The 13,070-nt window shown below is 45.7% G+C and carries 13 protein-coding genes; 7 read left to right on the top strand and 6 right to left on the bottom strand.

Annotated elements, in window-relative coordinates:
• The first annotated feature begins 308 nt into the window (after window positions 1–308).
• The 3 genes from HLM86_RS13970 to HLM86_RS13960 all read left to right on the top strand — a co-directional run bounded on the left by HLM86_RS13970 (window position 309) and on the right by HLM86_RS13960 (window position 3,300).
• Window positions 309–1,409, top strand: coding sequence for a S1 family peptidase (locus tag HLM86_RS13970; protein ID WP_245798230.1), 1,101 nt, complete (start codon window positions 309–311; stop codon window positions 1,407–1,409).
• A 58-nt stretch (window positions 1,410–1,467) separates the two neighbouring features.
• Window positions 1,468–2,475, top strand: a complete 1,008-nt coding sequence (locus HLM86_RS13965; RefSeq protein ID WP_170883510.1) for a S1 family peptidase — start codon at window positions 1,468–1,470, stop codon at window positions 2,473–2,475.
• 156 nt (window positions 2,476–2,631) lie between these two features.
• On the top strand, window positions 2,632–3,300 hold the full coding sequence (locus HLM86_RS13960; RefSeq protein ID WP_076589774.1) for a LuxR C-terminal-related transcriptional regulator: 669 nt from the start codon (window positions 2,632–2,634) through the stop codon (window positions 3,298–3,300).
• Between the two features lie 38 nt (window positions 3,301–3,338).
• Here the strand turns inward: HLM86_RS13960 and nadE are convergent, their stop codons facing one another.
• A complete protein-coding gene (gene nadE / locus HLM86_RS13955) occupies window positions 3,339–4,166 on the bottom strand; it encodes an NAD(+) synthase (RefSeq protein WP_076589723.1) in 828 nt (275 codons plus the stop codon).
• A gap of 110 nt (window positions 4,167–4,276) precedes the next feature.
• On the opposite strand from nadE, the gene HLM86_RS13950 reads away from it, so the two are divergent.
• Together HLM86_RS13950 and HLM86_RS13945 are read left to right on the top strand one after the other, a co-directional pair.
• Window positions 4,277–4,789, top strand: coding sequence for a nicotinate-nicotinamide nucleotide adenylyltransferase (locus tag HLM86_RS13950; RefSeq protein ID WP_170883509.1), 513 nt, complete (start codon window positions 4,277–4,279; stop codon window positions 4,787–4,789).
• Window positions 4,790–4,819: 30 nt separating this feature from the next.
• A complete protein-coding gene (locus HLM86_RS13945; protein ID WP_170883508.1) occupies window positions 4,820–5,308 on the top strand; it encodes a hypothetical protein in 489 nt (162 codons plus the stop codon).
• A gap of 25 nt (window positions 5,309–5,333) precedes the next feature.
• On the opposite strand, the gene HLM86_RS13940 is transcribed toward HLM86_RS13945, so the two are convergent.
• Window positions 5,334–7,178: a putative bifunctional diguanylate cyclase/phosphodiesterase gene (locus tag HLM86_RS13940; RefSeq protein ID WP_170883507.1), complete on the bottom strand. Its 1,845-nt coding sequence runs from the start codon at window positions 7,176–7,178 to the stop codon at window positions 5,334–5,336.
• 84 nt (window positions 7,179–7,262) lie between these two features.
• Window positions 7,263–8,186, bottom strand: coding sequence for a LysR family transcriptional regulator (locus tag HLM86_RS13935; RefSeq protein WP_170883506.1), 924 nt, complete (start codon window positions 8,184–8,186; stop codon window positions 7,263–7,265).
• Between the two features lie 116 nt (window positions 8,187–8,302).
• Here HLM86_RS13935 and HLM86_RS13930 point away from each other — a divergent pair, with 116 nt between their 5' ends.
• On the top strand, window positions 8,303–9,481 hold the full coding sequence (locus HLM86_RS13930) for a multidrug effflux MFS transporter (RefSeq protein WP_076589719.1): 1,179 nt from the start codon (window positions 8,303–8,305) through the stop codon (window positions 9,479–9,481).
• Between the two features lie 62 nt (window positions 9,482–9,543).
• Window positions 9,544–9,894, top strand: coding sequence for a hypothetical protein (locus HLM86_RS13925; protein WP_076589718.1), 351 nt, complete (start codon window positions 9,544–9,546; stop codon window positions 9,892–9,894).
• 78 nt (window positions 9,895–9,972) lie between these two features.
• Here the strand turns inward: HLM86_RS13925 and HLM86_RS13920 are convergent, their stop codons facing one another.
• The 3 genes from HLM86_RS13920 to HLM86_RS13910 all read right to left on the bottom strand — a co-directional run bounded on the left by HLM86_RS13920 (window position 9,973) and on the right by HLM86_RS13910 (window position 13,038).
• Window positions 9,973–10,596 (bottom strand): glutaredoxin domain-containing protein, encoded by a 624-nt coding sequence (locus HLM86_RS13920; RefSeq protein ID WP_076589717.1) that lies wholly within the window; start codon window positions 10,594–10,596, stop codon window positions 9,973–9,975.
• A 66-nt stretch (window positions 10,597–10,662) separates the two neighbouring features.
• A complete protein-coding gene (locus tag HLM86_RS13915) occupies window positions 10,663–11,544 on the bottom strand; it encodes a DMT family transporter (RefSeq protein WP_076589772.1) in 882 nt (293 codons plus the stop codon).
• Window positions 11,545–11,703: 159 nt separating this feature from the next.
• On the bottom strand, window positions 11,704–13,038 hold the full coding sequence (locus HLM86_RS13910; RefSeq protein ID WP_170883505.1) for an MATE family efflux transporter: 1,335 nt from the start codon (window positions 13,036–13,038) through the stop codon (window positions 11,704–11,706).
• Window positions 13,039–13,070: the final 32 nt, after the last annotated feature.

Raw genomic sequence — 13,070 nt, 5'->3', positions numbered from 1 at the left:
CGCTCGATGTTCCCCGATAGTCTTTACTCTCAATGATTGTTCTTATTCCTCCCCCTGTTGTAGGGAGAGAGTAAAGGCGCTGATGACAGCTCTCTAGCACTTCCCATCCACCTCAGGTGACCATCCATTTCGATCCTACTTATGTTCCTCGAGTTATGATAATTAACGATTATTTATTACGGAGCTGAATGAATAAAGGGTGATATTTAAACAAACTTAAACATAGAAGCACAAAGTCGTTATCCGACCTCTTTATTTTACCGCACTGCGGAAAAGTAAGACCGTGAGCTTGGTAGGGGCACTGTTCTATGCAGCACCGTTTGTTTATGGGAGCCCTAACCTCAATGTTGAAATGTGTCACGCGTATATTAATCATGCTCTCCCCACTGTCCGTTCAGGCTGTGGAAGTTCACCCTTATATCGTCAATGGTCAGTACGCTAATGTGACCACTTTCCCTTCAATAGTGAGTTTGTTTATTGACCGTATTGACTATGATGGGCTTTATTCTGTTGGGAGTTATTGTGGTGGAACTCTACTTGATAGCCAACATGTGTTGACGGCGGCACACTGTGTGAATAATGACATAGGGGTGCAATTATTCACGGTGGCGGTTCCCAAGTTACAGCTTGAGTCTGACTTCCCATTTAACACGTTGGAACGTGCCCAAGTTAGTGAGATCTACTACCCCAATAATTATGTTCATGCCAACGTAATGAACGATATTGCTATTTTAAAATTGGTGACGCCGATGAAAACCGTGAGCGCCGCTGATTATGTGCAATTGCCTGCGAAAGGCGATGCGGCCAGCTATCGTAATACAGCAGAGGTCTTTTATGCGGTTGGGCACGGAAATACTGCAGCAGGGATTGATAACGACCCCTACTTAGCGTCGACCCAGCTAGAATATGTTAGCGCGGCGACTTGCAGCCAAGAATACAAAAGAAATTCAAGTGGTAACTTATGTATGGGTTGGCCGAAACCTGCGGCGAATGGGTTAGATCAGTCGACGTGCAACGGCGACTCGGGTGGGCCTTTATATTGGTATACCGGAGGTCAGTATAAGCAGGTGGGTATCACCAGTTTTGGCCCAGGGCCTAGTCTTAGTAACGTTGGCTGTGGCGATCCAAAGGTGAAAGCCAATTCGGTCTTTACGGACGTTCTTGAACATCAAGCTTGGGTGACCTCTGTGTTACATGGTCATCAGACGCCAAGAGTCTTGGTGACCGAATCGGCACGAAGGGCTTACTTGAATGGTTCAAATGTTCCGAGTAAACCGGATGTCAATACGGGAAAAACACCAGATGGCGGCGATGTTTTGGATTCAAACACCAGTGGTGCTGGCGGGGTAGGGTTTATTTCACTGTTGTTTTACGTTGGAATGTTGTTCAACAGGCAATTAACCAGTTAGAACCTCAACACTTTCTTTCCTACACTAAAAGATAGGGTAGGAAAAAAGAGGCGATGGAATGGCGAGACTTGTTTGGTGTATGACACTCCTGCTGGTTTGTTTCAAAGCGGCTTGTTTGGAGATTTCCCCTTATATTGTCAATGGCAGTAACGCTAACATTGTCAATTACCCTTCTTTCGCGAGTCTATTTTATCGTAATGGCAATGTCTACCAAACTTCTAGTTACTGCGGTGCAACCATGATCAACAGCCAGTATGTGCTCACGGCAGCACACTGTATTTATGGTGCCACTAACACTATGCTCTACACCGTTGTTGTCCCTCAGCTAGAGGATGAGGCCAATTTTTTGTCGACACAACAAGCCCGAGCCTTAGAATTCTATTATCCTGATGATTATGTGAATTCCAGTTCTGAGCGTTGGCCTAATGATATCGCCATCATCAAGTTGGAAACGGCGCTTGCCGTATCGGATTATTCGTCATTGCTTAATACCACAATCAACAACTCTTTTGTTAACCCTGCTGATTACAAAGCCATAGGCCACGGTTATATTGAAGGTAACGTCGCAGGGGGAAGTCGGCTGCTAGAGACATCGCTTGACTATATATCGACGAATAGCTGTCAATCGGAATTTGGCAGCAAGCTGACCGACAAGCAACTTTGCTTCGGAGGTCCTCAATCGGGAAGCTATCAGAATTCAACCTGTAACGGAGATTCTGGTGGGCCAGTGTATTGGTATAACGGTGTTCAATATGTGCAGATAGGCATTACCAGCTTTGGTCCTGATGTATGTGGTAGCACGGCGTATACGGTAACATCAGTGTTTACAGATGTTTACGACTACACTGGCTGGATCAACAATGTGATCAATGGGTTGGAAACCCCAAAACACTACGTGACGGTGTCCAATGGTGCCCGCGTGCTGATTAGCAATGATGGATCCACGTCTTCTGCAACCAGTTCGGGCAGTAGTGGTGGTGGTTTCGAATTAGGCCTCATCATGGGTTGTCTATTCCTGTTTGCCTGCCGGCGTCATAATCCGTCTGTATTACCACCTCATAGTTAAATAGCGATATTCTCAAAAATAAGACCTCGGGCTAAGTGTATGAGTACTCAACTCAAAGCAACATCGCCCGCGTCTTTCTCAAATTGTTGCAGTTGACTAATGACGACGCAGACATAGTTTTAGGAGACACGATAAATTATTTGGGAGAGATGGATGATGGAAGACAAACAAAACCTTGGAGTTATCCTTCTCTCTGACGTCAGTATGCAAGCTAGCTTGCTCCAGCGTGCATTAGGTCAAGGTATTGAGCGCAACGTGATTGTCGTCGGTTTAGAACAACTGGTTGAGGAACAGAGTATCCTCTGTACTTTGGGCGACATTATCTTATTTGATTATCATTATCTTACGGATGAAAAATTTGAGTATTACAATCTGGCTCGACTGACTGACGGTGGCAGTATGAAAGAAATTGTCATCAACTGCCCAAAAGATGTCCCTTCGACTCAGCTCTTTAAATGGCGCAACCTTGTGGGTGTTTTCTATGTTGACGATGAAATCGAATTGCTACTCAAAGGCATGGAAAAAATCATTCAAGATGAAATGTGGCTATCGAGAAAGGTCGCTCAGGACTATATTGAGCACTTTCGCTGTGCCAATAATGTTGAGACGTCACAAGCGTACACGAACTTAACCAAGCGTGAAAAAGAAATTATGCTGTTGTTGGGCCATGGCGTTTCGAATCTACAAATCGCGGAAGAATTAGCAGTCAGCGAGAATACCGTTAAGACGCATTTGCACAATATTTTTAAAAAGATCAATGCCAAGAACCGACTTCAAGCCTTATTATGGGCGAACAACAACATAGCGCTTGAAGAAAGGGTGTGATGCCCACTTTTCGTCGCTATGTTGTTTTTTGGTTGTGATCAATCGTAGATGGTTGGTATCGCTTGGCGTTTATGCTGCGTTGCCTTATAAATAGAGATCAGCTGCTCTGACACTTTCTCAGAGACGTCCTTACCCTCAAGAAAATCATCAATTTGGTCGTAAGTCAGGTCAAGGGCGTCTTCGTCGGCTTTTTGTGGAGCGAGTTCTTCCAAATCGGCGGTGGGGGTTTTCTTAACCAAAAGATCCGGAGCTCCAAGGAAAGAAGCCAGCTCGCGAACTTGTCGTTTACTCAATCCAAACAATGGTGCTAGATCACATGCGCCATCACCAAATTTAGTGTAAAAGCCGGTAATGTTTTCTGCTGAATGATCGGTACCAAGGACCAAGCCGCCGACGTATCCAGCAATTTCGTATTGAGCAACCATGCGGGCACGGGCTTTGACATTGCCTTTGATGAAATCTTGTTTCGACGCGTCTTCAGGTAAGAGGCCAGTGTCATTGAGGGCAAGATGCGCTGAGGTGTGGAGGCCATCGACCCCCATTTTAATGTTGACGGACACAGAGTGAGTGGGTTTAATAAAATTAAGAGCAACTTGTGCGTCATCTTCGTCTTTTTGCTCTCCATAGGGAAGGCGCACAGCAATAAATTGGTAATCACCACATTGATCAGCGTTCAACTCGTCAATCGCGATTTGTGCTAGACGGCCGCAAGTCGTCGAGTCAACGCCACCACTGATGCCAAGAACGAGCGCTTTGCATTTCGCGTCTTGCAACTTGCTTTTTATAAACTCAACACGACGTGAAATTTCAAATTGAGGGTCGATTGAGGGTAAAACGCGCATCTCGTCGCGGATTAGCTGTTCCATGATGTTTCCTTCCTGCAAGCAATGATATTAGAGAATTAATGTTAATATCATACCTCAAACCGTAGATTAGAAAACTGCGAACAACGAAATCGCAGTCACTGGGGGAAAAAATGAAAAAAATAGCTGTCTTTGGTAGTGCATTTAATCCACCAAGCCTAGGACATAAAAGTGTGATTGACGCTTTAGGGCATTTTGACCGAATACTATTAATCCCAAATATTGCTCATGCGTGGGGCAAAGATATGCTCGATTACTCGATTCGTTGTCAACTGGTTGATGCTTTTATCGACGATCTGGGTTGTGAGCGTATTGGTCGCAGTGACATTGAAGAAAGATTATATCAACCGGGTGAAAGTGTGACTACTTTCTCAGTTTTGACTGAGTTACAGCGTCTATACCCAGAAGACGAGATTACTTTCGTTATTGGGCCTGACAATTTGTTTAAGTTTGCTAACTTTTATAAGGCAGAGCAAATAGTTAGCCGTTGGGCTTTGTTAACATGCCCGCAAAAGTTAGCGATTCGAAGTACAGACATTCGTCGAGCTATTAATGATAAAAAAGAAGTTAGTGGATTGGTCACACCTAAAGTTTGTCGTCTTCTTGCCGAAAAAAACTATTACTGAGTAACCTAGATAGAGTCATTTGAGATGTGGATGAAAACAAGTATTTTGCCAATTGTCGTAGGGCTTTTTTCGTTCACCTCGAATGCATGCCCCCTCTATGATGACTCTCAATCGTCTGATTCTGTCATGTTTTCTTCTCAAATGGGCCTATGCATTTCTTGGTTGGATGGAATAAAGTACACATCTGACAAGCTAGATGATGTGAATACTTGGTTCATAGATGACGTTGAGGCTGACTATACAGCCTATTGGTCAGATTGGTTTTTGCAAACAGAAACCAGCCCTATTCTCTCCCAGAACCTCGCTTCTAATTACATTGGTTTGGGCATTTGGATTCCTTCTGAACTTGAAGATAAGGTGAGTCTCAATGATACCGATGAATGGCTGATGAGCCATGGCTTGCAATTGAGTCTTGGGTTTGGTGATAAAAAATCAGGGGAACCTCGGCTGAGGTTGGACTATCGATGGCACGATGACGCGGAAAGAAATGTGATGATGCAGCTAGAGCTGCCGTTCTAAGGGCGGGTGAGATCGGATGACGCCGTTATCTTAATACGTTCAGATGCTTTTGAGGTGTGTCTATACCACGCTGAGCTTCGATAATGGTGTTCGGTCTTTCTGGTCTGGAGTAAAAATACCCTTGAATCTGATCACATCCCATGTGATGCAACTGACTTAACGTGTCCTGACTTTCAACCCCTTCTGCAACTAGGTCGACATTGAGATACTGAGCGAGTTGGATAATGAGCCAAACCACTCGCTCAGACGTTTTGTTGCTTAAAATATTGCGGACAAACGTCGCGTCAATTTTAATGCAATCAATAGGGTAGCTGTGAATATAATTGAGGCTGGAGTACCCTGTACCAAAATCGTCCAAAGCGATGGTGAAGCCCATTGTTCTCAATTGGTTTAATACTGAACTGATATCGTTTGTTTGTGAAAGCAACACGGTTTCAGTGAGTTCTATGGTAAATTCATTGGGCGAAAAACCGTATTTATTGAGGTTGGAGATTAAATTCCCCAAGTACTTTTGTGTATTATTAAGCTCATAAGCTGAGCAATTGATCCCGAGTTTGGTTTTATAGCCAAGGCCCTGCTCTAGTTCTTGTTTGGCCTGACAGGCTAACTCAACGATGCGCTCTCCCAGTTCAACGATCAAACCTGACTGTTCTGCCGCTTCAATAAATTCAAGGGGGGATACCATGCCAAGTACACTGCTCTGCCAGCGGGCCAGAATCTCGAAGTACTTCCAATTGCTTTGCCCCTTGCGGACAATCGGCTGGGCTAACACATAGATTTCACTTGGTTTGTGGTTATTTGTGTCCAATTCATTACGCAATGCATCAATCACCATGGTTCTTCGATAATACTGGGCACTGAGATGCGTATCATAGCACTGGACTTTTGACGTGCGTGACTGTTTACATTCTTTGAGCGCTAAGCTGGCGTTAAATATGAGCTGATCGGCGGTCACTTGCAGGTGATTCTTCCGCGCAATGCCAATGCTGACACTGACGTTAATATTGTGGTTCGGGTCTCGATAGCCACTCTCCAATTTATTCAGAATTGTGCAGCATACTTCGAGTGGGTCCCCATGATAAGTGACAAAAGCAAATTCATCTCCTGCAATTCTGAAGGCATACCTTGTGTTTTGAATCGAAGTTTCAATGACTTGAGCGACAAACTTAATCACTTGATCACCGATGTAATTGCCGTAGAGGCCATTGATAGACTTAAAGTTGTCAATGTCTACATAGGCAAGTGAGCACGCGCCGGAGTCAGCGTTCGGTAAGCTTTCTAGAGTGCTTGACAACATGCTTCGGTCAAGTAATCCGGTCAGATTATCGTGAGAGACTTCATAGCTCAGTTGCTTCACCAGACTGTCTGAACGTGCTGATAACCACTTTTCTCTCAGGCTGTGGACGACTAAATTGGCAAAAAATGAATGGTAGTACACCAGATCTTGCGTTTCTTCGAGCGGAGATTGGAAGGTGGAGAGTAATACACCCAGTATGTCGCCAGAACGGGTCCTCAGTGGTATACCAAGATAGGCTTTCAGTTGATGTTCTCGAATATAGATATCGTCCGGAAACTCGGCGGCAACATCATCATAGATGACGAAGTCTAGCTCGGATTTACTGACATGGGCGCACGGGGTGCCGCGTAGAGAGTAGGAGACCGGTTCTTTTAGACCGTTGTTGCAGGCGTAAGACAACGTTTGCGCATTGAAGTTAAACTTGTCGATTTCAATGATACAAGTGCAAAAACTTTTGAATTGCTCGTGCAAGACCAGAGTTACTTTATTAAGCAGCTCTGCACCATCCAACTGAAGTGTTGCATTGACAACATCTATATCAATAGATGACGTCGCTGTTTTGATCTTAGCCATTCGATCAACCTAGTCACTCGCGATTTAAATCACTTGTTTGTTGTTATTATTACTTTAAAAATATGGTACAGATCTCATAATAGTTCAAATCCTATCGTTATCTTTTTCGTGGCGAGTCGTCGACGTCGATTGCTCTTTCGCGAGACGCTGTTTGAGATAATCTAAGAATAACTGGGTGCGGGTGTGCTGGTAATCCAGTTTTGGGTAATAGGCGTAAACGGTGGCTTCATCGGCGGTAATTTGCGGTAGTATTCTCTTCAGTTTGCCAGCTTTAAGTTCATCTTTAATCATCACATCATTGGAAATCAGTATGCCCATGGCATTTTTGGCCGCGTAATAAAGCGCTTCTGGATTGGTCGTAGCCAGTTTGCCTGAGAGGACGATTCTTTTACCATTGCTAAGAATAATTTCTCTTTGTGGCCGTTCGCCCCAAATCAATGCGTTGTGTTGGGTGAGCTCCGCGATTGTCTGTGGCTCGCCGTATTTGGCTAGATAGTGTGGGGAAGCGTAAAAGCCCGCTTTATGCTCGAACAGCGCTGTGGCTTTAAAACTCAGGGAGTTGAGTTGTTCAATTTCTCTACTGATGAACAAATCCAGACTCAGCTCCGGAAGCTGACCCGGTATGGTGGTGATTAACTGAATCCGAATATCAGGGTACATCTGCAAAAACTCGTCCAGATATTGAACTAAAAATTTAGAGCCCACCGTGATGGTGGCACCAATTTTAAGTAGACCTGCGGGTGTTTGGTTGACTGAGCGAGTTTCATCGACGAGGGACTGCCAACCATCTAATTGAACTTTTGCTCTTTGATAAAAAAGCGCGCCTGCTTCAGTCTGAGTGACTCTGCGCGTTGTCCGCTTTAAAAGCTGGACGCCAATCCGTTCTTCAAGCCAGTGGATCCGTTTGCTGATGGCTGAGCTGGTGGTGTTCATTTTGCGAGCGGCGCCGTTAAAACTGCCCTCATCAACGACACGAATATAGCTTTGTACAGTTTGAATCCAATCCATAATCGGCCTGATTATTTCCCAATAAGAACTAATTACTTTCCAATTGAACATATTATCATTTACAGGAATATAATTTAAGATTGGTTGCATAATAAATCAACAAGATGTGCACTGTGATGAAAAAGACACCAATATTGCTGGCGATGATGATTATAGCAACAGGGCAGGTTGGTGTTAGCATCTATCTCCCCTCGTTGCCAATGATCAGTGCGTCTTTGAATGTCCAGCCCGCAGATGTGCAAATTTTTGTCACCCTATTCTTGGTTGGCTTTGGCGCATCACAGTTGGTTTATGGTCCTTTGTCTGACGCGATAGGTCGGCGACCAGTGTTTCTTTTGGGGCAGGGGATCTACTTGTTTGGTACCCTGATATGCCTTTTGTTTTCCGACAACCTGTGGTTATTAGTCTTTGGGCGATTGTTACAAGGCTTAGGGGCAGGGAGCGCCTCGGTATTGGGACGCAGTGTCTTACGCGACAGTTATGACGGAGCGGAGTTGACGAAAGCGCTGTCTTACTTGTCGGTCACGGCGTCAATTATGCCAGTGATTGCGCCCATTTTTGGTGGTTGGGTCGCTTTTTATCTTGGTTGGCAAGCGGTGTTGACGTTTGTACTGATTTACTTGGCCGCTATTTTTACTTTGGGTTACTTCGTGCTTCCGGAAACCGTCAACATTATCCGTTCGGACAACAGTATCGCTGCAGTTATTAATAATTACGCCAAGTTAATCACCAACTCACAAGTGCTAAGTAGTGCCAGTTACAACTGGATTACTTATCTTGCTTGTGTGGTGTCGCTGTCGGTGATGCCGTTCATTTTACAGCATCAATTGGGGTTGAGTGTTGCCCAGTATGGCGCCGTGATGGTGATGCCCTCGGCTGGTTTATTGATAGGCACCTTGCTACTGAATGTGCTGAATCGCTATCTGACAACGGGCAAAATCTTAGGGTTGTCGATTATAGTCATGTGGGTTTCGGGCGTGTGGCTCGTGTCGAACCCGTTGTCGCTGTTTAACCTTGTTGTGGCTTTCACGGGCATGACTATCGCGCAAGGTTTGTCTTTTCCTCTATCTCTTAGCTTGTTACTCGGACCACATAAGACACAGGCTGGTTCGGTCTCTGCTTTATCGGGTTCAATCCAAATGGGTATCGCGGGTGTACTGGGTGGCTATTTGGTTGAACACTGGATAGATAGCCAATGGGGGCTGGGTATCTTGTATATTGTATTAGCCAGTATCATGGCTTTGGTATTGTGCATGTCTCGGTTGAGAAAAAACCCGCTAACAGAGTTTGCTTGAAAGCCAGTAATCGGCTGATACAATGCAGCGAAATAATCGAAAATTTGGCTGAGAGGTCACCGATGGAACACCAACAGTTTGAACAGCTTGTTAAAGTGCTGTGTGAGCAACCCAACTTACCAACGGCGCTTGATATTTTAAAAAACCATGATGATGACGAGGTGGCGCAAGCCGCGCTGTCTTTGGTTGGACAGTTCGCAATGGCTGACGTTGAAGGTGAGAAACGAGTCTATCATGTCACCTTTGAAGAAAATGAACAGGGTGAAGAACAAGAGTATGTTGAGCACATCATGAATGAAGGCGATGATGTGATTCGTTTTGTTGCTTGGTTCTTTGATGCAATGTTTGGTGTAAAACGCAAGGAAACCTATCAGGTGGCGGGCAAGACATTCAAGCAACCCAAGCGGAGTTAGGCAATGTAAAGCCCCTGAACACAAGGCGTTCAGGGGCCGTTTAAATAGGGGGATGTCGGGCTGCGTCTCAGGCCATATCTATCCCACTGATGTTTGGCTATTGTCCATATTCACGACATTGTCAGGGACTGGGCTTTGCCCTTTTTTTGTTAGCCAGTCGGCAAGATTATCGGCGCCACCAATGTACTCGCCATCTAACCAAATTTGGGGAACAGTTACCGGTGTTTTTTCTCCAATCATGGCTTTGACCTCTGGAATCATTCTGTACAACGCTGCGCTGTCTTTGACCACATCATAATATTGATAATCAATGCCTGTGTCATCGAGCCATTTTTTGGCTTTGACACAATAAGGGCACGTTGCTTTGCCATAGACAATGTTGCCTTTGAGCGTATCCCTCTGAGTCCATTCTTGGATGATTGACTGGACCAGTACGCCTCGGTTGAGCGCCTCGCCCTGACTGATGACTTTACCTTCAACCATAAGGATGGGTGCGTGCCAAGCGCCGACCTTTAAGGGTTCCCACCAGTGAGATAGCCAATCTTTCACTTCCAGCTCTACGGGCACTTCGGCCAGTTCGTTATCAAACGTGTCGGTCAGAATGTCTTTGGTCAAGGTACACTCCCCACAGGGTATCTTGACGCTAAAGGGTCCCCAACTTCCGCCCCAACGATAGAGTGTTACTTTAATCGGATCTGCCATTCTACTATTTCCCCATCAATTCGCTGCTTACTCTAATAGAACGGTATGTCCTCAGAATAATTTCAGTTATCGGGCTTTTTTTGATTCCCATTGAGTAATAAAAGCAATCGACGCGATGATGATCGCTGCCCCAACCCAAAGGCGGCCTGGTGGAACCCAACCAAATACCATCCAGCCAGCCAAGACATTGAGTGGCAGCTTGGCATGATCGAACGGTTGAACAAAAGAAGCATCCGCGACCGCGTATGCTTTTACAATAGCCCATTGGGCGAGTGCTGTCAGGGCGCCTGCACCGAGCAATACCAGCCAGATTGTCCCACCAGAGGGCATTTGCCATTCAGGGAGAGCAAGTAACAGATTGAATGGGGTAATAAGGATCAGCAAATACACTACCATGGTCGAGGGTGAGTCATCAGATGAGAGCTTTTTAACCATTAGGGAGTAGCAGGCCCAAAAAAATGCGGCACCAACTGGCAGTAATGTTGCCCAGCCAAAATCTTCAGCCCAAGGTTCGAGGATTATCATCGCGCCGATAAAACCAGAAAGGGTTGCCCCCCATCGAGCGGGTCCGACTTTTTCTTTGAGAAATAAGCCCGAGCCAACGGTGGCAAACAGGGGAGAAGTCATCAGGAGCGCGATACCCTGCCAGATAGGGACAGGGTAAGCGAGTGCCCACAACCACAGTTGAATGCCAATCACCGAAAGAAAAACGCGAAAGACATGCAGGCCCAAATGGGCCGTTCGCAAAGACTGACCAATACCTAAGGTTTTCAGGTAAGGGAGTATCACAACCAAGGCGATAGCGTATTGAATCAAGGCAACTGTGGTTGACGAAAGACCAAATTGAATACTGGCGACCTGAGCTAAGCTGTTGACCAAAGCAAACGCTAAGCCAGCGGTAAGCATCCAGCTTGCGCCCTGTACAGGGTGGTGACGTTGTGTGTTCATAATATTGATTTCGGAGAAATAGTAGCTTGAATCATACGTTTTTCTAGACAACACGTCACGTATCTATCCGAGTGTTGTCAGGTAAAAAACGCTGCGATTGCAGGATGTTGCTCTCTCGGTGTCAAATTTTTCGGATCTCTTCTAAGGTCAGACTTTGGGTTAAACGGCGATCTTTTTTTCTGCCTTACGAAGAACACCTTGATAAAGCATCCAGGCGAATAACCCTGCAAGCACATTGCCCATCATCACACCCCAGAATAACCCCTCAATCCCGCCTAGGTGAGCGCCCAACCACAAGCAAGGAAGGAAAAAGGCGAACAAGCGCAAAGCCGAGATACTTAATGCGGTGTAGGATTGGCCTAGGGCGTTCGATATGGAAACCATCAGCATACAAATACCTAATGGACCAAGGCTGACCGGAACAATCAGGAGGTGCCAAGTGACGACTTTGGTGACTTCAAGATTACTGGTCATCAACGCCGCTAGCGCATCGGCACAAAACCATGTTGCAACAGCAATAATCAGTTGAAACCCTAAAATGAAGCGACAAGCAATCATCACAAGCCGGCGGATATCACTCAGGTTATTGGCACCCAGCAGCCGTCCAACCATAGGCGGCATTGACATCGTCAGAGCCAAAACGGCGACAATAGCAAAAAATTCAAAACGTGAGCCTAATGCCCATGCGGCGACTGCCGCGGTGCCAAAACCGGCGAGAAGTTTGGTTGCCAGCATAGAAGAGAGGGGAGGCAACAATTGGCTCACCATTGCTGGCCCCATAATGTGACCGAGTGACCGCAAGCTATCGATTATATTCAGATCACTCCAATCGAAACTCGTCCAATGTTTGCGCATGACTTTAGGGCAGACCATCAATATGCCGATGCCGAAGGCAACGATGGTGGCCATCGCCGCACCATTGATACCAAGATCAAAGGTAAAGATAAAAAGTGGGTCGAGTAAGAGATTCAGTAAACTGGTTACCATCATCATGGTACCGGGCAGCAGGGTATTGCCATTAGCGCGACAAACACTGTATAAAAAATACAGTACCGCGCCAGTCCAAGCACTGATGAGCCAATAGATCCAGTAACTCTCAATAATGGGATAGACGGTGTCCGGAGCACTCAAGAGAATGAGAATGGGCTCGCGGATCACATAAATGAGTAAAGAGATCAAGGCGACACCGATGCTACCAATGATGATCACTAACCCACCCAATTGGCGGGCGAAACGTTCATTACGTGCTCCAATGGCTTTTGAGATGACCGCTGTTGTTGCAATTCCCAGCCCAACCTGAATACCAATAATGATCATCTGAATCGGCAGGGTAAAGCCCTGTGCAGCAAGGGGCAGTATGCCTAGTTGGCCGATGAACGCACTGTCAACAAGTTGAAAACTCATGATAGATAACACACCAAACAACATCGGCCATGTCATCTTGAACAATTGCTGACCAAGTGTTCGCTTGGATTCACTCTGGGTTGTACTCATAATATTGGGGGGTTCCGTTACGGTTTATAATC

The organism is Vibrio ostreicida (genome assembly GCF_013074385.2).
Lineage (GTDB): Bacteria > Pseudomonadota > Gammaproteobacteria > Enterobacterales > Vibrionaceae > Vibrio > Vibrio ostreicida.
The sequence above is the reverse complement of the archived record's forward strand: the minus strand, read 5'-3'. Positions and strand labels throughout refer to the sequence as shown.

Excerpts from the sequence above, each read along its gene's own strand:
- HLM86_RS13970 (WP_245798230.1), top strand. The coding sequence starts at position 309 with ATGCAGCACCGTTTGTTTATGGGAGCCCTAACCTCAATGTTGAAATGT.
- HLM86_RS13965 (WP_170883510.1), top strand. The coding sequence starts at position 1,468 with ATGGCGAGACTTGTTTGGTGTATGACACTCCTGCTGGTTTGTTTCAAA.
- HLM86_RS13960 (WP_076589774.1), top strand. The coding sequence starts at position 2,632 with ATGGAAGACAAACAAAACCTTGGAGTTATCCTTCTCTCTGACGTCAGT.
- nadE (WP_076589723.1), bottom strand. The coding sequence starts at position 4,166 with ATGGAACAGCTAATCCGCGACGAGATGCGCGTTTTACCCTCAATCGAC.
- HLM86_RS13950 (WP_170883509.1), top strand. The coding sequence starts at position 4,277 with ATGAAAAAAATAGCTGTCTTTGGTAGTGCATTTAATCCACCAAGCCTA.
- HLM86_RS13945 (WP_170883508.1), top strand. The coding sequence starts at position 4,820 with ATGAAAACAAGTATTTTGCCAATTGTCGTAGGGCTTTTTTCGTTCACC.
- HLM86_RS13940 (WP_170883507.1), bottom strand. The coding sequence starts at position 7,178 with ATGGCTAAGATCAAAACAGCGACGTCATCTATTGATATAGATGTTGTC.
- HLM86_RS13935 (WP_170883506.1), bottom strand. The coding sequence starts at position 8,186 with ATGGATTGGATTCAAACTGTACAAAGCTATATTCGTGTCGTTGATGAG.
- HLM86_RS13930 (WP_076589719.1), top strand. The coding sequence starts at position 8,303 with ATGAAAAAGACACCAATATTGCTGGCGATGATGATTATAGCAACAGGG.
- HLM86_RS13925 (WP_076589718.1), top strand. The coding sequence starts at position 9,544 with ATGGAACACCAACAGTTTGAACAGCTTGTTAAAGTGCTGTGTGAGCAA.
- HLM86_RS13920 (WP_076589717.1), bottom strand. The coding sequence starts at position 10,596 with ATGGCAGATCCGATTAAAGTAACACTCTATCGTTGGGGCGGAAGTTGG.
- HLM86_RS13915 (WP_076589772.1), bottom strand. The coding sequence starts at position 11,544 with ATGAACACACAACGTCACCACCCTGTACAGGGCGCAAGCTGGATGCTT.
- HLM86_RS13910 (WP_170883505.1), bottom strand. The coding sequence starts at position 13,038 with ATGAGTACAACCCAGAGTGAATCCAAGCGAACACTTGGTCAGCAATTG.